The organism is Streptomyces sp. NPDC050211, from assembly GCF_040656035.1.
Classification (GTDB): domain Bacteria; phylum Actinomycetota; class Actinomycetes; order Streptomycetales; family Streptomycetaceae; genus Streptomyces.
Map to the genome: position 1 here is coordinate 58,455 of NZ_JBFALC010000019.1, position 21,513 is coordinate 79,967.

Genomic DNA, 21,513 nt, shown 5'->3' on the forward strand with positions numbered 1-21,513 from the left:
CCTTCGACCGTCGACCCGCGACGTCCGCTGCCGCCGTTCGGCAATGCCGAACACTACCGGTCCATGCCGACCCGCCGCCAATGGTCTGCGAGAACCCGTGGCGGCACCTGTTGCTGCCGTGTCCCGCACTCGTATCCCGCTCGGGGCCCGCTCGTCATCTCGCGTCCGTCCCGTGGACCGTCTGACCATCCCGCCATGGACCCGGTTACGCTGGCTGCCGTGCGCCTACTGTGGAACGTCCCACGCGTTGCGCAAAGCCGACAGCCGTCGCACCAAAGGGAGCCCCTTAATGGCCTCGTCGCCGCTGACCCCTTCCGCCGACAGCCGGACCCGTGTGTCCGCGCTCCGTGAGGCGCTCGCCACCCGTGTGGTGGTCGCCGACGGTGCGATGGGCACCATGCTGCAGGCGCAGGACCCGACCCTCGAGGACTTCGAGAACCTCGAGGGCTGTAACGAGATCCTGAACGTCACCCGCCCGGACATCGTCCGCTCCGTCCATGAAGCGTATTTCGCGGTGGGCGTGGACTGCGTGGAGACGAACACGTTCGGCGCCAACCACACGGCCGCGGCGGAGTACGACATCGCCGACCGGGTGCACGAGCTGTCGGAGGCGGGCGCCCGTATCGCCCGCGAGACCGCCGACGAGTACGCCGCCCGCGACGGCCGCGCCCGCTGGGTCCTCGGCTCGGTCGGCCCCGGCACCAAGCTGCCCACCCTCGGCCACATCGACTACCGCACGATCCGCGACGGCTACCAGGCCAACGCCGAGGGCCTGCTGGCCGGCGGCGCCGACGCGCTGATCGTCGAGACCACGCAGGACCTGCTGCAGACCAAGGCCTCCGTGCTGGGCGCCCGCCGGGCCCTGGAGGCGACCGGCGCCGATGTGCCGCTGCTGGTGTCGATGGCCTTCGAGACGACCGGCACGATGCTGCTGGGCTCCGAGATCGGCGCCGCGCTCACCGCGCTGGAGCCGCTCGGCATCGACATGATCGGCCTGAACTGCTCCACCGGCCCCGCCGAGATGAGCGAGCACCTGCGCTATCTCACCCGGCACTCCCGCATCCCGCTGCTGTGCATGCCGAACGCCGGCCTGCCGATCCTCACCAAGGACGGCGCCCACTTCCCGCTGGACGCCGAGGGCCTCGCGGACGCGCAGGAGAACTTCGTCCGCGACTACGGCCTGTCCCTGATCGGCGGCTGCTGCGGTACGACGCCGGAGCATCTGCGCCAGGTCGTGGAACGGGTGCGGGACCTCACGCCGAGCGAGCGGAACCCGCGCCCCGAGCCGGGCGCCGCCTCCCTCTACCAGACCGTGCCGTTCCGCCAGGACACCGCCTACATGGCGATCGGCGAGCGGACGAACGCCAACGGGTCGAAGAAGTTCCGCGAGGCCATGCTGGACGCCCGCTGGGACGACTGTGTGGAGATGGCCCGCGAGCAGATCCGCGAGGGCGCGCACATGCTGGACCTGTGCGTGGACTACGTCGGCCGGGACGGCGTGGCCGACATGGAGGAGCTGGCGGGCCGGTTCGCCACCGCGTCCACGCTGCCGATCGTGCTGGACTCCACCGAGGTGGACGTGATCCGGGCCGGGCTGGAGAAGCTCGGCGGCCGCGCGGTCATCAACTCGGTCAACTACGAGGACGGCGACGGCCCCGAGTCCCGCTTCGCCAAGGTCACCAAGCTGGCCCAGGAGCACGGCGCCGCGCTGATCGCGCTGACCATCGACGAGGAGGGCCAGGCCCGCACCCCGGAGCACAAGGTCGCGATCGCCGAGCGGCTGATCGACGATCTGACCGGCAACTGGGGCATCCACGAGTCGGACATCCTCATCGACACCCTGACCTTCACCATCTGCACCGGTCAGGAGGAGTCCCGCAAGGACGGCATCGCCACCATCGAGGCGATCCGCGAGCTCAAGCGCCGCCACCCGGACGTGCAGACCACGCTGGGCCTGTCGAACATCTCCTTCGGCCTGAACCCGGCCGCCCGCATGCTGCTCAACTCCGTCTTCCTGGACGAGTGCGTGAAGGCGGGCCTGGACTCGGCGATCGTGCACGCGTCGAAGATCCTCCCGATCGCCCGCTTCACCGAGGAAGAGGTCCAGACAGCCCTCGACCTGATCTACGACCGCCGCGCCGAGGGCTACGACCCGCTGCAGAAGCTGATGGCCCTGTTCGAGGGCGCCACCACCAAGTCCCTGAAGGCGGGCCGTGCCGAGGAACTGGCCGCTCTGCCGCTGAACGAGCGCCTCAAGCGCCGCATCATCGACGGCGAGAAGAACGGCCTCGAACAGGACCTGGACGACGCGCTCCAGGAGCGCCCCGCGCTGGACATCGTCAACGAGACGCTGCTGGACGGCATGAAGGTCGTCGGTGAGCTGTTCGGCTCCGGCCAGATGCAGTTGCCGTTCGTGCTGCAGTCCGCCGAGGTCATGAAGACGGCGGTGGCCTACCTCGAGCCGCACATGGAGAAGACGGACGACGAGGGCAAGGGCACCATCGTGCTGGCGACCGTGCGCGGCGACGTGCACGACATCGGCAAGAACCTCGTCGACATCATCCTGTCCAACAACGGCTACACCGTGGTCAATCTGGGCATCAAGCAGCCCGTCTCCGCGATCCTGGAGGCCGCCGAGGAACACCGGGCCGACGTCATCGGCATGTCCGGCCTCCTGGTCAAGTCCACGGTGATCATGAAGGAGAACCTGGAGGAGCTCAACCAGCGCAAGATGGCCGCCGATTACCCGGTCATCCTCGGCGGCGCCGCGCTCACCCGCGCCTACGTCGAGCAGGATCTGCACGAGATCTACGAGGGCGAAGTCCGTTACGCCCGCGACGCGTTCGAGGGACTGCGCCTCATGGACGCCCTCATCGGCGTCAAGCGGGGCGTGCCCGGCGCGAAGCTGCCCGAGCTGAAGCAGCGCCGGGTGCGGGCGGCCACCGTCCAGGTCGAGGAGCGCCCGGAGGAGGGGCACGTCCGCTCCGACGTCGCCACCGACAACCCCGTGCCCACGCCGCCGTTCTGGGGCACCCGCGTCATCAAGGGCATCCAGCTCAAGGAGTACGCCTCCTGGCTCGACGAGGGCGCTCTCTTCAAGGGCCAGTGGGGCCTGAAGGAGGCCCGCACCGGGGACGGGCCGTCGTACCAAGAACTCGTCGAGACCGAGGGCCGCCCGCGCCTGCGTGGCCTGCTGGACAAGCTGCAGACCGAGAACCTGCTGGAAGCGGCCGTCGTCTACGGCTACTTCCCGTGCGTGTCCAAGGACGACGACCTGATCCTCCTGGACGACGACGGCAACGAGCGCACCCGCTTCACCTTCCCGCGTCAGCGCCGCGGCCGGCACCTGTGCCTGGCGGACTTCTTCCGCCCGGAGGAGTCCGGCGAGACGGATGTCGTAGGCCTTCAGGTGGTCACCGTGGGCTCGCGGATCGGTGAGGAGACCGCGAAGCTGTTCGCGTCCGACTCCTACCGCGACTACCTCGAACTGCACGGGCTGTCCGTGCAGTTGGCGGAGGCGCTCGCCGAGTACTGGCACGCGCGCGTGCGGTCCGAGCTGGGCTTCGCCGGTGAGGACCCGGCCGATGTCGAGGACATGTTCGCCCTGAAGTACCGGGGCGCCCGCTTCTCCCTCGGCTACGGCGCCTGCCCGGATCTGGAGGACCGCGCCAAGATCGCCGAGCTGCTGGAGCCGGAGCGTATCGGCGTTCAGCTCTCCGAGGAGTTCCAGCTGCACCCCGAGCAGTCCACGGACGCCATCGTGATCCACCACCCGGAGGCGAAGTACTTCAACGCCCGATGACGCGTCGCCGTACCCGCTGACCTGCGGGTTCAGGCATCCTCAAGGACGATCGGGCACGCTGATCGAAGAAGTCGTACACTGGTCGGTCCACCGCAGGCCGGTTCCCATCCGGGAACCGGCCTGATCGTCCCTCAAGGAGGTAGGCCGGATGACCAGCACGGTCCCCGCGCTCGGAACCCGAACGGCCGAAGGGTCGGCACTTCAGGCCGTGCTCCTCGACATGGACGGCACCTTGGTGGACACCGAGGGCTTCTGGTGGGACGTCGAGGTCGAGGTCTTCGCCGGTCTCGGCCACGCCCTCGACGACTCCTGGCGCCATGTCGTGGTCGGCGGCCCGATGAGCCGCAGCGCGGGGTTCCTGATCGAGGCCACCGGCGCCGACATCACCCTCGCCGAGCTCACCGTCCTGCTCAACCAGGGCTTCGAGGACCGTATCGACCGCGCCCTGCCGCTGATGCCGGGTGCGGCGCGGCTGCTGGGCGAGTTGTCGGCGTACGAGATCCCGACCGCCCTGGTCTCCGCCTCGCACCGGCGCATCATCGACCGGGTGCTCTCCTCGCTCGGCGCCCACCACTTCGCCCTGACGGTCGCCGGGGACGAGGTGCGGCGCACCAAGCCGGATCCGGAGCCGTACTTGTTGGCGGCGGCCGGGCTCGGCGTGGATCCGGCCAGATGCGCGGTCATCGAGGACACCGCGACCGGTGTGGCGGCGGCCGAGGCCGCTGGCTGCCAGGTGGTGGCCGTGCCCTCGGTGACGCCCATCGCCCCGGCCGCCCGGCGCACCATTGTGACCTCGCTGGAAGAGGTCGACCTGGCATTTCTGCATGGGCTGATGACGGAAATGGGCTAGGCGTTCACCGAGCGTGCGGCGCCGATAGCGGGGGAATTCCATGCGGGCATCCGTAAAAGAATTCACTGGTGCTGGATGGCCGAATTCCAGCCCTCGCACAGACCGTTCAGGATGTGACGTTCCCCACTCTTCGGGGGGTCGACGGGGGCGTCAACGTGTGCAGATAGTCCCCAATTCAACGGCTGGGGCGGGGTCTTGTGTCCCGATTGCGTGGATGCTGCACGAATCCTTCCGCTGTCGGGTTTTCGTTGCGTCCACAGCCGGTTCCACTGCGTGATGGGGCCTCAACTCCGGGTGCGGCGAAGCCTTGTGCAGGTGCGGACTAATCTCGTCGCGAGAACATCGCCACTACCCCGTGCCGCGCTGCGACACCCCTGCATGCCGGGTACACGGACTCACAGCTCTGGAGAAACTCGAGCATGAACCGCAAGACTTTGGTGCTGCCGGCCGCCATAGGCCTGCTGGCACCGGTGCTCGCAGCCTGCGGCGCGACGGGCAGCGGCAGCGGCGGCGGAGACGCGATCGTCGTCGGCACCACCGACCGGTTCAACGCCTCGACGGAAGCACCCGCGCCCCTCGACCCGGCGTACGCCTACGACGTCGGCACCTGGAACGTCCTGCGCCAGACCGTGCAGACCCTGATGATCCAGCCCCGCGGCGAGGGCGAACCGGTGCCCGAGGCCGCCCAGAAGTGCGGCTTCACCGACACCGGCAACGAGCGGTACGTCTGCACACTCCGCGAAGGCCTCAAGTTCGCCAATGGCGACGCCGTCACGGCGGCCGACGTGAAGTACTCCATCGAGCGCGCCCTGTCCATCCAGGCCGACAGTGGTGTGTTCGCGCTGCTGTCCACCATCGACACCATCGAGACGCAGGGCGACCGCGAGGTGATCTTCCACCTCAAGACCGCCGACGCCACCTTCCCGTTCAAGCTGTCGACTCCGGTCGCCGGCATCGTCAACCCCGACGACTACGAGAAGAACAAGCTGCGCGACGGCTTCGCGATCGACGGCTCCGGCCCGTACACCTTCGCGTCCGAGGTCAAGAACGACGAGCTGGTCAAGGCCGTGTTCACCAAGAACCCCAACTACAAGGGGACGTTGCAGGTGAACAACGACAAGGTCGAACTGCGCTCCTTCGCCGATGCCGGCGAGATGGGCACCGCGCTCGACGACGGCGACATCGACCTGATGACGCGCACCATGTCGCCCAAGCAGATCCAGAAGCTCTCCACCGCCGCGGCCGGCACCGACGAGGACCTCGTCGAGATGCCCGGCCTGGAAATCCGCTATCTCGCCTTCAACACCGACGCGCCGACGGTGAAGACCAAGGCCGTGCGCCAGGCGATGGCCCAGGTCATCGATCGCGCCGCACTGGTCTCCAAGGTGTACGGCGACCAGGCGGAGCCGCTCTACTCGCTGGTCCCGGCCACCATCACCGGCCACTCCAACGCGTTCTTCAACAAGTACGGCGACCCGAACGTGGCCAAGGCCAAGGCCATGCTGACCAAGGCCGACATCACCACCCCGGTGAAGCTGACCCTCCACTACACGACCGACCACTACGGCTCGGCCACCAAGGAGGAGTTCGAGCTGCTCCAGAAGCAGCTGAACGCCAGCGGCCTGTTCGACGTCCAGATCGAGGGCGCCCTCTGGGAGACCTTCCGCCCGGCTGAGCAGAAGGGCGAGTACGACGTCTACGGCATGGGCTGGTTCCCGGACTTCCCGGACGCCGACAACTACCTCGCGCCGTTCCTCGACAAGGACAACTTCCTCGGCTCGCCGTACGACAACAGCCAGATCCGCAGCGCGCTCATCCCGGAGTCGCGCCGGGAGGCCGACCGGCTGTCCGCCGTCAAGAGCCTGACGGAGATCCAGGACATCGTCGCCGACGACGTACCCGTGCTGCCGCTGTGGCAGGGCAAGCAGTACGTCGCCGCCCGCGACGACATCACGGGCACCGCCTACGCCCTCAACTCCTCCTCCACGCTTCAGCTGTGGGAGCTCGGCCGCGGAGTCAGCGACTGACCACTCCCGTGTCCGGGGCCGCAGACGACGGCCCCGCCATTCAGAACCGACGACAAGGCACCTGCACGTGAATATGCGTAACCAGTGGCCAGTCCTGCCGATCGTGGCGGGACTGGCCTCCGGACTGCTGACCGGATGCGGCACGGAAAACGGGGACTCGGGGAGCGATGGCTCCTCGGTGGTCATGGGGATGTCCGACGACGTCCTGGCCACCGACCCCGCCTCCGGCTACGACCCCGGATCCTGGCTGTTGTTCAACAACGTCTTCCAGTCGCTGCTGAGCTTCCCCAAGGGAGCCACCGAACCGCAGCCGGAGGCCGCCGAGGAGTGTGCCTTCACGGACACCTCGACCAGGGTCTACCAGTGCACGCTGAAGGACGGCCTGAAGTTCAGCAACGGTGACGCGCTCACCTCGGAGGATGTGAAGTTCTCCTTCGACCGCATGCTGAAGATCAACGACGAGGCCGGCCCCGCGATCATGTTCCCCATGCTCGAGAAGGTCGAGACGCCGGACGAGAAGACGGTCGTCTTCCGCCTCAACACCGCGGACGCCACCTTCCCGAGCAAGATCGCCTCCGGCGCCGGCTCCATCGTCGACCAGAAGTCGTACGAGGCGAGCGGCCTGCGCAAGGACGGCGAAGCGGTCGGCTCCGGCCCGTACAAGCTCGACTCCTTCAGCGAGGACGAGGCCGTCTTCTCGGTCAACGAGCACTACAAGGGCACCGCCGAGGTGCAGAACTCCGGGGTCACCCTCAAGTTCTTCCACGGCGACCAGAGCGCGCTGAAGACGGCCCTGCTCGACAAGAAGGTCGACATCGCCTACCGAGGCCTCGCCGCGAGCGACATCGCCGACATCGAGAAGGCCGACCCCGGCTCGGGCGTCGAGATCGTCGACGGCAACAGCGCCGAGGTCCAGCACCTGGTCTTCAACATGGACGACCCGGTCACCGGAAAGCCCGGCGTCCGCAAGGCCATCGCCTACCTGCTCGACCGCGACGCCCTGATGAAGGACGTCTACAAGGGCACCGCGACCCCGCTGTACTCGATCATCCCGGCCGGTATCGCCGGCCACAACACGGCCTTCTTCGACACCTACGGCGCCAAGCCCTCCAAGACCAAGGCAGCCGCCGCCCTGAGCGCCGACGGCATCACCGACAAGGTCAAGCTGACCCTCTGGTCGACCCCGTCCCGCTACGGCCCCGCCACCGACGACGAGCTCAAGGCGATCGCCGGCCAGCTCAACGCCAGCGGCCTGTTCGACGCCGACGTCAAGTCCGTGGCGTTCGACCAGTACGAGCAGGACATCGCCGACGGCAAGTACGGCGTCTACGTGAAGGGCTGGGTCCCGGACTACCCGGACGCCGACAACTTCACCGGCCCCTTCTTCGGCGAGGGCAACGTGCTGAGCAACAACTACACCAACAGCACGATCACCGGCACGCTCATCCCGCGCACCGCGTCCGAGAGCGACCGCGCCGCGACCGACTCCGACTTCGGCCGGCTCCAGGACATCGTCGCCGACGACGTCCCCGTGCTGCCGCTGTGGCAGGGCAAGCAGTACGCCGTCACCCGCGACAACGTCTACGGCCTCGAGTACTGCCTCGACGCCTCGACCGTGTTCCGGTTCTGGGAACTCCGCAAGGACTGACCCAAGGCGGCACGAACGCCGAGGGCGCCCCTTCCGGCGAAGGGGCGCCCTCGGCGTCGTAGGACACCCGGCTACTGCGCTCCCGGGCGCACCAGTCCGCTCTCGTACGCATACACCGCGGCCTGCACCCGGTCGCGCAGCCCCAGCTTGGTCAGGACGTGCCCGACATGCGTCTTGACCGTGGTCTCGCTGACGAACAGGTCGGCCGCGATCTCCGCGTTCGACAGGCCGCGCGCCACCAGCTTCAGCACCTCCACCTCACGCTCGGTGAGGGTGTGCAGCGTGTCCGGCACGGGCTCGTCGCCGGAGGGCAGATGCGTGGCGTACTTGTCGAGCAGCCGGCGCGTGATGCTCGGCGCGAGCATCGCCTCGCCCGCCGCGACCACCCGGATCGCCTGCACCAGCTCATTGGCCGGGGCGTCCTTCAGCAGAAACCCGCTGGCCCCCGCCTTCAGCGCCTCCACCACATACTCGTCGAGGTCGAAGGTGGTCAGCACCAGCACCTTGGCCGGTCCGTCCCGCCCCGGCCCCGTGATCTGCCGGGTCGCCTCCACACCGTCCATCCGCGGCATACGGATGTCCATCAGAACCACATCGGGCTGCAGGGCCCGCACCTGGTCGAGAGCCTGGAGGCCGTCTCCGGCCTCGCCGACGACCGCGATGTCCTGCTCGGCCTCCAGAATCATCCGGAAGCCGGTACGCAGCAGCGGCTGGTCGTCGACCAGTAGGACGCGGATGGCCACGTAAGTCTCCTTCGCTAGTCCGGCCCCATTCTGCCCTGCTCGGTGCCGCCCGACTCGGCCGCCCTGACCGGCAGCGGATAGGGCGGGGGAGTACCACCGAATTCCGGGCATACCGCCTGGTGGTCGCACCAGCCGCACAGCTTCGTCGGCCGCGGCCGCCAGTCACCCGTCTCCGTCGCCAGCCGGATCGCCTCCCACAGCGCCAGCAGCTTGCGCTCGACCCGCTCCAGATCGGCGAGGACCGGGTCGTACGTCAGCACATCACCGCTGCCGAGATAGACCAGCTGCAGCCGCCGGGGCACGACCTTCTTCAGCCGCCACACCACCAGCGCGTAGAACTTCATCTGGAACAGCGCACCCTCGGCGTACTCGGGCCGGGGCGCCTTGCCCGTCTTGTAGTCGACGATCCGCACCTCACCCGTCGGCGCCACATCCACCCGGTCGATGATCCCGCGCAGCCTGAGCCCCGAATCCAGCTCCGCCTCGACGAACAGCTCCCGCTCGGCCGGCTCCAGCCGCGTCGGATCCTCCAGCGTGAACCAGCGCTCCACCAACTGCTCCGCCTCACCCAGCCAGCGCGCCAGCCGCGCGCCCTCCGGATCGTCCGCGAACAGCTCCACCACCTCCGGCCGGCTCTCCCGCAGCCGCTCCCACTGCCCCGGCACCAGCGACTTCGCCCGCGGCGCCGTACGCTCGGCGGCCGGGGCGTCGAACAACCGCTCCAGCACCGCATGCACCAAGGTGCCCCGCGTCGCCGCCTCACTCGGCTTCTCGGGCAGCCGGTCGATCACCCGCAGCCGGTACAGCAGCGGGCACTGCATGAAGTCACTGGCGCGCGAAGGGGAGAGGGAGACCGGGGGTGTGGCCTCGCGGAGGGGCGGCGGGGAGGCGGGCGCCTCCGAGGGCGACCCGGCCGGCTGCACCACGGGCTCGGCCGACGCGGCGACAGGTGGCTCGGCCTGCGGTCGCGCATGCGGTATGGCCGCGACCGCCGCCTCGGCCGCCGCCGTCCTACCGCCGCTGTGGGCCTCCGCCGCGCCCTCGGTGCTCGTCTCCATGACCACAGACCATACGGCCCGCCACTGACAGTGACCCCGTCACCGTCGTGACCGCTGCGACGGCAGTGCAAACACAGGGGGTGCCGGGGCGGAACGCGTCCCGACGGCCGCATACCATCGACCCGAGACCTTCCGCCCGGCAGGAGCGGGAGACGCTGCGAACGAGGGGACACCGTGGACGAGAGCGGCGGGAGCGGGCAGCCGCGGTCCGGCAACGAGGAGCCGACCGAGCGCGGCCGGGGTCGTACGACCCCGGCCACGGACCCCGCACGCCCCGACCTGGCCGACGAACGGGCCACGGAGGCACGGCACTTGGACGCCACACCGCCCTCGGACAGCGCCGCCACGGACGACCAGGACAGCCGGTCCGCGGACGCGGCTCCCGGCGGCGACGCGCAACCCGGAACCTCGCCCTCCAGCGGCGACGACGCGCAACCCGGATCTCCGCCCTCCAGCAGCGAGCGCCCGCCCGCAAGCCCCGCGCACCAACCCGCGCACACCGCCCAGGACCACACCGACCGTCCCCTCGGGCACCCCGACGCCGGCAAAGGCCCCCAGCCCCCGCGCCCCCGCGACCCCCGAGGCGGGCTGCTCATGGGACGCCCCTTCGGGGTGCCCGTCTATGTCGCGCCCAGCTGGTTCCTCGTCGCCGCGCTGATCACCTGGGTGTTCGGCGGCCAACTCGACCGCGTGCTCCCCGAACTCGGCGCCGCCCGCTACCTCGTCTCCCTCTTCTTCGCGGTCGCCTTCTACGCCTCCGTACTCGTCCACGAACTCGCCCACACCGTCGCCGCCCTCCGCTTCAAGCTCCCGGTCCGCCGCATCCAGCTCCAGTTCTTCGGCGGCGTCTCCGAGATCGAGAAGGAGGCCGAGACCCCCGGCCGCGAATTCGTCCTCGCCTTCGTCGGCCCGCTGCTCTCCCTCGTCCTCGCGGGCCTCTTCTACCTGGCCCTGCAACCCGTCGAGCCCGGCACCGTCCCCGGCGTCCTGCTGGCCGGCCTGATGATCTCCAACCTCATCGTCGCCGCCTTCAACCTGCTCCCCGGGCTGCCCCTCGACGGCGGCCGCATGCTCCGCGCCGTCATCTGGAAGATCACCGGCAAACCCATGAGCGGCACCATCGCCGCCGCCTGGGTCGGCCGCGCCCTCGCCGTCTCCGTCCTGATCGGCCTGCCCCTGCTCACCCAGTCCGGCGCACTCGGCCGCGACGCCGTGGACAACGTCGGCATGGACACCGTCATGGACGCCCTGCTCGCCGCGATCCTCGCCGCGATCATCTGGACCGGCGCCGGCAACAGCCTGCGCATGGCCCGCCTGCGCGAACACCTCCCCGAGCTGCGCGCCCGCAACCTCACCCGCCGCGCCGTCCCTGTCGAGACGGACACCCCCCTCTCCGAGGCCCTGCGCCGCGCCAACGAGGCCGGCGCCCGCGCCCTCGTCGTCGTAGACCCCGACGGCCAGCCCCTCTCCCTCGTCCGCGAGGCCGCCATCGTCGGCGTCCCCGAACACCGCCGCCCCTGGGTCGCCGTCAGCGGCCTCGCCCAGGACCTCACCGACGGCATGCGCGTCTCCGCCGAACTGGCCGGCGAAGACCTCCTGGACGCCCTGCGCGCCACCCCCGCCACCGAATACCTCGTCGTCGAGGACACCGGCGAGATCTACGGCGTCCTGTCCGCCGCCGACGTGGAACGCGCGTTCGTGAAAGCCATGGCAAGGCCCAGCTGAACGCGCCCCAAAGGGGCGCGGGGCTGTGTCGCACGCACCGCCACCGTCCACCCCTTCTCCTGGTCAAGCCCCCGGCAGGGAACCGGTAGGCTGTTCACATGTCCGAACCGACCGGTGCCGCCCGCCGACGCGGGCCCTTCAAGGTCGGGGACCAGGTACAGCTGACCGATCCCAAGGGCCGTCACTACACGTTCACGCTCGAAGCCGGGAAGAACTTCCACACCCACAAGGGTTCCTTCCCGCACGACGAACTGATCGGTGCTCCCGAGGGCAGCGTCGTCCGCACCACCGGGAACGTCGCCTACCTCGCGCTGCGCCCCCTGCTCCCCGACTACGTCCTGTCCATGCCCCGCGGCGCCGCCGTGGTCTACCCCAAGGACGCGGGGCAGATCCTGTCCTTCGCCGACATCTTCCCCGGCGCACGCGTCGTCGAAGCGGGCGTGGGCTCCGGCTCGCTCAGCAGCTTCCTGCTGCGCGCCATCGGCGACCAGGGCATGCTGCACAGCTACGAGCGACGCGAGGACTTCGCCGACATCGCCCGGCAGAACGTGGAGCGCTACTTCGGCGGCCCCCACCCCGCCTGGCAGCTCACCGTCGGCGACCTCCAGGACAACCTGAGCGACGCCGACGTCGACCGCGTCATCCTCGACATGCTCGCCCCCTGGGAATGCCTGGAAGCCGTCTCCAAGGCCCTCGTCCCCGGCGGCATCCTCTGCTGCTACGTCGCCACCACCACCCAGCTCGCCCGGACCGTCGAGTCCATCCGCGAGATCGGCTGCTTCAACGAGCCGACATCCTGGGAGACGATGATCCGCAACTGGCACGTCGAAGGCCTCGCCGTCCGCCCCGACCACCGCATGATCGGCCACACCGGCTTCCTGCTCACCGCCCGCCGCCTCGCCGACGGCGTCGAGCCCCCCATGCGCCGCCGCCGCCCCGCCAAGGGCGCCTACGGCGAGGACTACGCCGGCCCCAACGCCGACGGAGGCGCCGGGCGCTAGGGCGGCCCCGTGCCGCAATCAACGTACAAACAACGTGGCCGAGTTCCCGGGAACACTCCGGAACTCGGCCACGACGCCTTTGCGTTGACGTCGGGACAGGACGCGACGGCCTAGAGCACAACAGACGGCCAACGGCACAACATCCGCCCACCCCCGCCGTTCCCCCGCACTGTGACGTGTGGCACCATGCTGGCCACCCCCACCGGCACAGCCCTCACAGGAGACACTCCTAGTGCAGCAATCCGCCGTTCCGGAACTCGCGCACACGCACACCCGCCCGATCCACTGGCTCGCCACCGCGACCGCCCTCGCCGGCGTCGTCGCCCTCTCCTCGATCCTCCAGCCCGACGCGGCCACCGCCGCCCAGGGTCCGGACTCCAAGACCGGCCAGGCGACCGCCCCCGCGCCCGACCCCGCCCGCGCCGACTTCCCGATCGAATGCGGCCCCGTGAAAGCCGTCGTGGTGAAGAAGGCCTCCGGAGACCTCGACGGCGACGGCAACCCCGAAACCGTCGCCGTCGTGCACTGCGACGCCCCCATGGGCACCCCGCCCGACGGCCTGTACGTCCTCACCACCGCCGACACCGGCAAGCCGCGCGTTGTGGCCACGCTCGTCGACCCCAAGGACCGCACCATCGTCAGCGACATCGCCCTACGGGATGGCGCCGTCCTCGGCAACCTGCTCGGCTACTCGGCGTCCGACGTGCCCCGTTGCTGCCCCGACGTCAAGGACAGCGCGAAATGGCAGTGGAAGAACGGGACGTTCGAGCGCTCCAAGCCCTCCGGAGCCCGCAGCGTCTGAACTCCGCGGGACCCCGGGACATCAGACGCCGGTGACGCAACGCACCCGCGCCGTCACTCCGAGTCGGGACCGAAGACCTCCACCCGGTCCGTCACCCGGCGCACATGGATGCACTCGCCTGGACACTCCCGCGCCGAGTCGACCACATCCGTGAGAAGCGGCAGCGGTACGGGTGTTGTGGCGCCCTTGGCCTGCAGCAGCTCGTCGCCCGAGCCCTTCACATAGGCCAGACCGTCGATGTCCAGCTCGAACACCTCAGGCGCATACTGGACGCAGATGCCGTCGCCGGTACAGAGATCCTGGTCGATCCAGACCTCCAGAGCCTCACCGTCGACCCCGGCCTCCTGCTGCACGCTCATCGCTCCCGCCGTCTCCTGCGCCCGGTGTTGGACCCTTCGACCCTACCTCCGCGTGAAGTACGACCTCGGTCGAGGCGGGGTCCAGACCCGCTCGACAGCCGCCCCAGACCCCGATCTCTCAGGGCGAACACGATCTTTCCGAGCCGCCTCCCATGTGACTCCAGCCACCCGTCACCGCCACGCTGAGTCAACGCCCGCGCCGCTGCCTCCCATGCGCATCCAGCCCCTCCGCGACAGCCGCAGCGCTTCACCGCCCAAGCGCCGCAAGCCCTCCGACGACCGACGACACCGGCAACTCGCGCACGACGCGAAGGATTTTGACCACTCCACCCTTGGAACAGGCCGCTTCTGAATCACGTTGATTGGGTATCCACACGGCGTGAGGGAGAGCGCTGGGTGACCGACGACACACCTTGACAGTCTTTGTGATCTAGGGGTTTCAATCGACACCCACCCAGGTAGGGTCTGGAAGCGTCCAGCTCCCCTTGGAGGAGGTGAGGACCGTGGCAGCCCACGACGACGACATGAACCGCGGCATCCGCCCGGGACGAGGGTCCGACGACCCGGCCGGGCAGATTGCCTACCTTGAGCAGGAGATCGCCGTCCTGCGACGCAAGCTCGCCGACTCTCCGCGGCACACGAGGATTCTCGAAGAGCGGATCGTCGAGTTGCAGACCAACCTGGCCGGCGTGTCCGCCCAGAACGAGCGACTCGCCAACACGCTCCGTGAGGCCCGCGACCAGATCGTGGCCCTCAAGGAGGAAGTCGACCGGCTCGCACAGCCGCCGGCCGGCTTCGGAGTCTTCCTCGTGGCGAACGAGGACGGCACCGCCGACATCTTCACCGGCGGCCGCAAGCTCCGCGTGAACGTCAGCCCGAGCGTCGAACTCGACGAGCTCCGGCGCGGCCAGGAAGTAATGCTCAACGAAGCGCTCAATGTGGTCGAAGCCATGGAGTACGAGCGCGTCGGGGACATCGTCACCCTCAAGGAAATCCTCGAGGACGGCGAACGCGCCCTGGTACTCGGGCACACCGACGAGGAGCGGGTGGTGCGGCTCGCCGAGCCGCTGCTGGACGTAAACATCCGTCCCGGCGACGCACTGCTCCTCGAACCCCGTTCCGGCTACGTCTACGAGATCGTTCCGAAGAGCGAGGTCGAGGAACTCGTCCTCGAAGAGGTTCCCGACATCGGCTATGAGCAGATCGGCGGTCTGGGCGGCCAGATCGAGATGATCCGCGACGCCGTCGAGCTCCCGTACCTCCACCCCGACCTCTTCAAGGAGCACGAACTGCGGCCGCCCAAGGGCGTCCTGCTGTACGGACCCCCCGGATGCGGCAAGACACTCATCGCCAAGGCCGTCGCCAACTCGCTGGCCAAAAAGGTCGCCGAAGTCACCGGCCAGGCCACCGGCAAGAGCTTCTTCCTCAACATCAAGGGCCCCGAGCTCCTCAACAAGTACGTCGGCGAGACCGAGCGGCAGATCCGCCTGGTCTTCCAGCGTGCCCGTGAGAAGGCCAGCGAGGGCACACCCGTCATCGTCTTCTTCGATGAGATGGAATCCCTCTTCCGCACCCGCGGCTCCGGCGTCAGCTCGGACGTGGAGAACACCATCGTCCCCCAGCTGCTCGCCGAGATCGACGGTGTGGAAGGCCTGCAGAACGTCGTGGTCATCGGCGCCTCCAACCGCGAGGACATGATCGACCCGGCGATCCTGCGCCCCGGCCGCCTCGATGTGAAGATCAAGATCGAGCGTCCGGACGCCGAAGCCGCCAAGGACATCTTCGCCAAGTACCTCACCGAGCGCCTCCCGCTGCACCCCGAGGACGTCGGCGAGCACGGCGGCGACAAGTCCTCGACGGTCCAGGGCATGATCCAGACCGCGGTCGAGCAGATGTACGCCGAAACCGAGGAAAACCGCTTCCTCGAGGTCACCTATGCCAACGGAGACAAGGAAGTCCTCTACTTCAAGGACTTCAACTCCGGCGCCATGATCGAAAACATCGTCGGACGCGCCAAGAAGATGGCGATCAAGGACTTCCTCGAGCACAAGCAGAAGGGCCTCCGCGTAGCCCACCTCCTCCAGGCCTGCGTGGACGAGTTCAAGGAGAACGAAGACCTGCCCAACACCACCAACCCGGACGACTGGGCCCGAATCTCCGGAAAGAAGGGCGAACGGATCGTCTACATCCGTACCCTCATCACCGGAAAGCAGGGCGCCGACACCGGACGCTCCATCGACACGGTGGCGAACACCGGTCAGTACCTGTAAAAGACAGGGCGGCTGCGGGTGCCCTCACCGGGTACCCGCAGCCGACTGCTTTTCAGGCCACGGCTGGAGCAAGGCAATGACGCAAATGATCTCCCCACCAGCGCAAAGGCGTTCTAGGCTCTTCGGTACCGCCGAGTCGCGCAGTGCGGGGACGGGCACCGCACACGCACCGGAGCGCCAGCGGTACTTGAGCAGCGTCCCCGACCGAGGACGCCGCCGGGCAAGGAGGGCCGCATGACCGTACGGCGAGTAATGGGCATCGAGACGGAGTACGGGATCTCCGTCCCCGGCCACCCCAACGCCAATGCCATGCTCACCTCGTCCCAGATCGTCAACGCCTACGCGGCGGCGATGCACCGGGCCCGGCGGGCCCGATGGGACTTCGAGGAGGAGAACCCGCTGCGGGACGCGCGAGGCTTCGACCTCGCCCGCGAGGCCGCCGACGCCAGCCAGCTCACCGACGAGGACATCGGCCTGGCCAACGTCATCCTCACCAACGGCGCACGCCTCTACGTCGACCACGCACACCCCGAATACAGCGCCCCCGAGGTCACCAACCCCCGGGACGCCGTCCTCTGGGACAAGGCCGGCGAACGCATCATGGCCGAAGCCGCGGAACGAGCCGCCCAGCTCCCCGGCGCCCAGCCCATCCACCTGTACAAGAACAACACCGACAACAAAGGCGCGTCCTACGGCACCCACGAGAACTACCTGATGAAGCGGGAAACCCCCTTCTCGGACATCGTGCGCCACCTCACGCCCTTCTTCGTCTCCCGTCAGGTCTTCGCCGGAGCGGGCCGCGTCGGCATCGGCCAGGACGGACACGAACACGGCTTCCAGCTCAGCCAGCGCGCGGACTACTTCGAAGTCGAGGTAGGCCTCGAGACCACGCTCAAGCGCCCCATCATCAACACCCGCGACGAGCCCCACGCGGACGCGGAGAAATACCGCCGACTCCACGTGATCATCGGCGACGCGAACCTCGCCGAGATCTCCACCTACCTGAAACTCGGCACGACGTCCCTGGTGCTGTCGATGATCGAGGACGGCTTCATCGCGGTCGACCTCGCCGTCGACCAGCCCGTCCGCACCCTCCACCAGGTCTCCCACGACCCCACCCTCAAGCGCCTGGTCACGCTCCGCAGCGGCCGCACACTCACCGCGGTCCAGCTGCAAATGGAGTACTACGAGCTCTCCCGCAAATACGTGGAGGAGCGCTACGGCGCCGACGCCGACGACCAGACCAAGGACGTCCTCGCCCGCTGGGAAGACACCCTCAACCGGCTCGAGAACGACCCCATGAGCCTCGCCGGCGAACTCGACTGGGTCGCCAAGAGGGAGCTGATGGAGGGCTACCGACGCCGGGACGACCTGGACTGGGACGCGGCGAGGCTGCATTTGGTCGACCTCCAGTACGCCGACGTACGAGAGGAGAAGGGCCTCTACAACCGCCTCGTCGCCCGTGGCCGCATGAAGCGCCTCCTGGACGAGCCGGCCATCGAGCGGGCCCGCACCAAGCCGCCGGAGGACACGCGTGCGTACTTCCGCGGCCGATGCCTGGAGCAGTACGCGGACGACGTCGCCGCGGCCTCCTGGGACTCCGTGATCTTCGACCTTCCCGGGCGGGACTCGTTGCAACGGGTCCCAACCCTGGAACCGCTTCGCGGAACGCGTAATCACGTCAAGGAACTCCTGGACCGTTGCCGCACGGCAGAAGACCTGGTCAGGGTCCTCTCCGGCGGCTGAACGAACACCCGGGCAGAAGCGGCCCGGCAGAGTGGAAATCCCGGCGTCCGGGAATCATCGAGGTGGTCCCCGGACGTTGAGAGAACTGCGGGGCCGATGTCGGACCCTGCTTGTAGGGTCTGATCAAGAACGTCGAACCGAGCGGGGTGAGGGTTATGGCGACCAAGGACACCGGCGGCGGCCAGCAGAAGGCAACGCGTTCCACCGAGGAGGTCGAGGAGCAGGCGGCAGAGTCGCAGGCTTCGGAGGACCTCAAGGAGCGCCAAGAGAAGCTGAGCGATGACGTGGACTCCGTCCTCGACGAAATCGATGATGTGCTCGAGGAGAACGCCGAGGACTTCGTGCGGTCATTTGTCCAGAAGGGCGGGGAGTGACCGCAAGTGTCCGAGTCGGCTGCCGGGAAGGAATCCTCGGCATGCCGGCGGACGCTTCCTGTCACCGCATTCGCGGCTAACCGGTCGAGGCTCGACGGGCTTCCGGGCCGTTGCCGCGAATGCGGGGCAGAGGCCTACAGGCGGGGTGGGGCACCGCAACGCGGCTGCCTCGGACAGCCTGTCTACACGCTCTGTGTGATCTGCCTGAAAGCTCCGGCCGTACATGTGGATCACTGCCACGAGACGGGTAGGGTCCGTGGCGTACTGTGCTTCAACTGCAATTCGGCCATCGGCAAGTTGGGAGATGATCCCGACGCAGTTCGTCGGGCTGCCGCTTACTGGAAGGATCCTCGTGGAAGCCAACACTCGTAGCACCGGGCGTCTACCGGCTGCCTTCCTGACGCCTGGGTCGTCGTCCTTCATGGACTTCTTGTCCGAGCACCAGCCGGACATCCTGCCCGGTAACCGGCAACTGCCTCCCACGCAGGGCGTGATCGAGGCGCCGCACGGCACGACGATCGTGGCGGCGACGTTCCCCGGGGGCGTCGTGCTCGCCGGTGACCGTCGGGCCACGATGGGTAACGTCATCGCGCAGCGGGACATCGAGAAGGTGTTCCCGGCGGATGAGTACTCGGCCGTGGGGATCGCCGGTACGGCGGGTCTGGCCGTCGAGATGGTCAAGCTCTTCCAGCTTGAGCTGGAGCATTTCGAGAAGGTCGAAGGCGCACAGCTCTCGCTGGAGGGCAAAGCGAACCGTCTGTCGACCATGATCCGGTCGAACCTCGGTATGGCCATGCAGGGGCTGGCTGTGGTGCCGCTCTTCGCCGGCTTCGACGTGGATCGCGACAGGGGTCGGATCTTCTCGTACGACGTCACTGGTGGCCGTTCCGAGGAGCACGGCTTCGCTGCCACCGGTTCGGGTTCGATCTTTGCGCGTGGGGCCATGAAGAAGCTCTTCCGGAGCGATCTGACCGAGCACGAGGCCACGACCCTTGTGGTGCAGGCCCTGTACGACGCGGCAGACGACGACTCGGCGACCGGTGGTCCCGATGTAGCGCGCCGGATCTACCCGATCGTCACCGTGATCACCGAGGACGGTTTCCGTCGGCTGACGGAGGACGAGTCCTCCGAGATCGCCCGCTCGATTCTGGAGCGGCGTCTGGAGCAGCCGGACGGCCCGCGGGCCGCGCTGCTGTAGGCGGCGGCCTCTTGTTGCAAGGTGATCCAGTGACTTCGACAGAAAGGGATGGGTAGCCGGTGTCGACGCCGTTCTATGTCTCACCTCAGCAGGCGATGACCGACCGCGCGGAGTTCGCCCGGAAGGGCATCGCGCGTGGCCGCAGCCTGGTCGTGTTGCAGTATGCCGATGGCATCGTGTTCATCGGGGAGAATCCGTCCCGCGCGCTGCACAAGTTCAGCGAGATCTATGACCGGATCGGTTTTGCGGCGGCCGGTAAGTACAACGAGTACGAGAACCTCAGGATCGGTGGCGTGCGCTACGCCGACCTGCGTGGTTACACCTATGACCGTGATGACGTGACCGCTCGTGGCCTGGCCAACGTGTACGCCCAGACGCTGGGCACGATTTTCTCCAGTGCGGCCGAGAAGCCGTATGAGGTGGAGCTGGTCGTCGCCGAGGTGGGGGAGACGCCGGAGGGTGATCAGATTTACCGGTTGCCGCATGACGGTTCGATCGTCGATGAGCATGGTTCGGTCGCGGTCGGCGGTAATGCGGAGCAGATCAGTAGTTATCTCGATCAGCGTCACCAGGACGGTATGACTCTGGCGGAGGCGCTGAAGCTGGCCGTGCAGGCGCTGTCCCGGGACACCAACGGCACGCAGCGGGAGATTCCGGCGGAGCGGCTGGAGGTGGCGGTGCTGGACCGTACGCGTCCGCAGGCGCGGAAGTTCAAGCGGATCACGGGTCGGCAGCTGGGCCGGCTGCTGGAGGCGGACGGCGCGGAGACCGCGGCGGAGGCCGAGAGTTCCGAGGACGAGGAGTAGGTCCGCCGGTGTAGGCCCGCTGCTCGCCCTGCCTTGCCTTGTGTGCCCCGGCCGCGTTCGTGCGGACGGGGCACAGGCGTGTCAGGGGGCGCTGGGTGGCGCTGTGGAGCCTCGTACGACGAGTTCGACGGGGATGTCGCCCGCATCCGGCGTGCGGCCGTCCAGGACCGCCAGCAGCGCCTGCATGCCGCGTTCGCCGAACAGCTCCGCGTCCAGGCGTACGGTCGTCAGCTCGGGGTCGATGGCGGTGGCGAGGGCGAGGTCGTCGAGGCCGGTGACGGAGATGTCGTCGGGGATGCGCAGGCCGAGGCGGCGTGCGGCCTTGTAGGCGCCGGCGGCGAGTTTGTCGTCGTCGCAGACCAGTGCGGTGGGCCGGGGGCCGCCGGGGGCGGAGAGCGCGGTCTCGGCGGCGATGCGAGCGCCGTCGATGGAGATGGGTGCGTGGGCCGTGCGTACGGACGTGCCGGGGACCTCGCCGACCCGTGTGGCCAGTTCACGCGCGCGTACCTCGAAGGTCCAGGAGGGGATGTCCGCCGCGAGGTGGAGGAAGTGGCGGTGGCCGAGGCCGAGGAGGTGTTCGGCGACCTGGCGGACGCCGTCGGTGATGTCGAGGTTGACGGTGGCGGCGCCGAGGCTGCCGTGCGGGTCGCTGTCGAGCATGACGAGGGGGAGTTGGTCGCCGCGGATGGCGGTGAGGGCGTCGGCGGCCATGGAGGAGGCGATGACGCCGTCGAGGGCGGCCTGGGCGGAGGCGAAGGGGTCGCGGGCGGGGCCGATGCCTTCGGGGGAGGGGTAGAGGACGACGCCGAAGCCGTGTTCGGCGGCGATGCGGGCCGCTCCGGTGTAGACGCCGGCGAAGAACTCGGTCGTCAGGGCGGGGACCACGAGCAGGACGGTGCGGGTGTGGCCGAGGCGCAGATTGCGGGCGGCGAGGTTGGGGCGGTAGCCGAGGTCGCGTGCGGCTTGTCGTACGCGTTCGGCGGTGGTTTCCGAGACGCGGCCGCGCCATTTGTCGCCGAGGACGAGGGAGACCGCGGCCTGGGAGACCCCGGCGGCCTGGGCGACGTCACGGCTGGTGGGGCGGGTGCTGCCTGGTGCCACCGT

Annotated in this window: 17 protein-coding genes; 13 read left to right on the forward strand and 4 right to left on the reverse strand. The window is 68.6% G+C overall.

From position 1 onward, the window contains the following. The first annotated feature begins 289 nt into the window (after nucleotides 1-289). From metH to AB0I98_RS20750, 4 genes are all read left to right on the forward strand, one after another. Nucleotides 290-3,802, forward strand: coding sequence for a methionine synthase (gene metH / locus AB0I98_RS20735; protein WP_362943771.1), 3,513 nt, complete (start codon nucleotides 290-292; stop codon nucleotides 3,800-3,802). A gap of 148 nt (nucleotides 3,803-3,950) precedes the next feature. Further along, nucleotides 3,951-4,652 carry an HAD family phosphatase gene (locus AB0I98_RS20740; protein WP_362943774.1) on the forward strand — a complete coding sequence of 234 codons (702 nt, stop codon included), beginning with the start codon at nucleotides 3,951-3,953 and terminating at the stop codon, nucleotides 4,650-4,652. A gap of 419 nt (nucleotides 4,653-5,071) precedes the next feature. Further along, entirely contained in the window at nucleotides 5,072-6,679 is a 1,608-nt protein-coding gene (locus AB0I98_RS20745) for an ABC transporter substrate-binding protein (RefSeq protein WP_362943777.1), read from the forward strand. 67 nt (nucleotides 6,680-6,746) lie between these two features. Continuing rightward, nucleotides 6,747-8,327, forward strand: a complete 1,581-nt coding sequence (locus tag AB0I98_RS20750) for an ABC transporter substrate-binding protein (RefSeq protein WP_362943780.1) — start codon at nucleotides 6,747-6,749, stop codon at nucleotides 8,325-8,327. A 71-nt stretch (nucleotides 8,328-8,398) separates the two neighbouring features. Here the strand turns inward: AB0I98_RS20750 and AB0I98_RS20755 are convergent, their stop codons facing one another. Both AB0I98_RS20755 and AB0I98_RS20760 read right to left on the reverse strand, forming a co-directional pair. After that, nucleotides 8,399-9,070, reverse strand: a complete 672-nt coding sequence (locus AB0I98_RS20755; RefSeq protein ID WP_030946450.1) for a response regulator transcription factor — start codon at nucleotides 9,068-9,070, stop codon at nucleotides 8,399-8,401. 14 nt (nucleotides 9,071-9,084) lie between these two features. Next, nucleotides 9,085-10,128 (reverse strand): PD-(D/E)XK nuclease family protein, encoded by a 1,044-nt coding sequence (locus AB0I98_RS20760; protein WP_362943783.1) that lies wholly within the window; start codon nucleotides 10,126-10,128, stop codon nucleotides 9,085-9,087. 174 nt (nucleotides 10,129-10,302) lie between these two features. On the opposite strand from AB0I98_RS20760, the gene AB0I98_RS20765 reads away from it, so the two are divergent. From AB0I98_RS20765 to AB0I98_RS20775, 3 genes are all read left to right on the forward strand, one after another. Then, nucleotides 10,303-11,853, forward strand: coding sequence for a site-2 protease family protein (locus AB0I98_RS20765; protein WP_362943785.1), 1,551 nt, complete (start codon nucleotides 10,303-10,305; stop codon nucleotides 11,851-11,853). Nucleotides 11,854-11,951: 98 nt separating this feature from the next. Next, nucleotides 11,952-12,854 carry a tRNA (adenine-N1)-methyltransferase gene (locus AB0I98_RS20770; RefSeq protein ID WP_362943787.1) on the forward strand — a complete coding sequence of 301 codons (903 nt, stop codon included), beginning with the start codon at nucleotides 11,952-11,954 and terminating at the stop codon, nucleotides 12,852-12,854. A 232-nt stretch (nucleotides 12,855-13,086) separates the two neighbouring features. Continuing rightward, a complete protein-coding gene (locus tag AB0I98_RS20775) occupies nucleotides 13,087-13,656 on the forward strand; it encodes a hypothetical protein (RefSeq protein WP_362943790.1) in 570 nt (189 codons plus the stop codon). A gap of 53 nt (nucleotides 13,657-13,709) precedes the next feature. Here the strand turns inward: AB0I98_RS20775 and AB0I98_RS20780 are convergent, their stop codons facing one another. Beyond that, nucleotides 13,710-14,015 carry a ferredoxin gene (locus AB0I98_RS20780; protein ID WP_362943793.1) on the reverse strand — a complete coding sequence of 102 codons (306 nt, stop codon included), beginning with the start codon at nucleotides 14,013-14,015 and terminating at the stop codon, nucleotides 13,710-13,712. Nucleotides 14,016-14,518: 503 nt separating this feature from the next. On the opposite strand from AB0I98_RS20780, the gene arc reads away from it, so the two are divergent. The 6 genes from arc (at nucleotide 14,519) to prcA (ending at nucleotide 20,409) form a co-directional block, all read left to right on the forward strand. Beyond that, nucleotides 14,519-16,285, forward strand: a complete 1,767-nt coding sequence (gene arc, locus AB0I98_RS20785; protein WP_328441467.1) for a proteasome ATPase — start codon at nucleotides 14,519-14,521, stop codon at nucleotides 16,283-16,285. A 234-nt stretch (nucleotides 16,286-16,519) separates the two neighbouring features. Continuing rightward, entirely contained in the window at nucleotides 16,520-18,031 is a 1,512-nt protein-coding gene (gene dop / locus AB0I98_RS20790) for a depupylase/deamidase Dop (protein ID WP_362943796.1), read from the forward strand. Nucleotides 18,032-18,186: 155 nt separating this feature from the next. Then, nucleotides 18,187-18,405 carry a ubiquitin-like protein Pup gene (locus tag AB0I98_RS20795; protein ID WP_301978539.1) on the forward strand — a complete coding sequence of 73 codons (219 nt, stop codon included), beginning with the start codon at nucleotides 18,187-18,189 and terminating at the stop codon, nucleotides 18,403-18,405. 225 nt (nucleotides 18,406-18,630) lie between these two features. Further along, complete coding sequence (locus tag AB0I98_RS20800) at nucleotides 18,631-18,777, forward strand: endonuclease domain-containing protein (RefSeq protein ID WP_362943900.1); 147 nt, start codon at nucleotides 18,631-18,633, stop codon at nucleotides 18,775-18,777. After that, nucleotides 18,758-19,603 carry a proteasome subunit beta gene (prcB, locus tag AB0I98_RS20805; RefSeq protein WP_362943799.1) on the forward strand — a complete coding sequence of 282 codons (846 nt, stop codon included), beginning with the start codon at nucleotides 18,758-18,760 and terminating at the stop codon, nucleotides 19,601-19,603. Before AB0I98_RS20800 ends, prcB begins: the two co-directional genes overlap by 20 nt. Nucleotides 19,604-19,662: 59 nt before the next feature. Next, the gene (prcA, locus tag AB0I98_RS20810; protein WP_362943802.1) at nucleotides 19,663-20,409 is read left to right on the forward strand and encodes a proteasome subunit alpha; all 747 of its coding nucleotides are present in this window, start codon (nucleotides 19,663-19,665) and stop codon (nucleotides 20,407-20,409) included. An 81-nt stretch (nucleotides 20,410-20,490) separates the two neighbouring features. Here the strand turns inward: prcA and AB0I98_RS20815 are convergent, their stop codons facing one another. Continuing rightward, on the reverse strand, nucleotides 20,491-21,510 hold the full coding sequence (locus AB0I98_RS20815; RefSeq protein WP_362943805.1) for a LacI family DNA-binding transcriptional regulator: 1,020 nt from the start codon (nucleotides 21,508-21,510) through the stop codon (nucleotides 20,491-20,493). Between the last annotated feature and the right edge of the window lie 3 nt (nucleotides 21,511-21,513).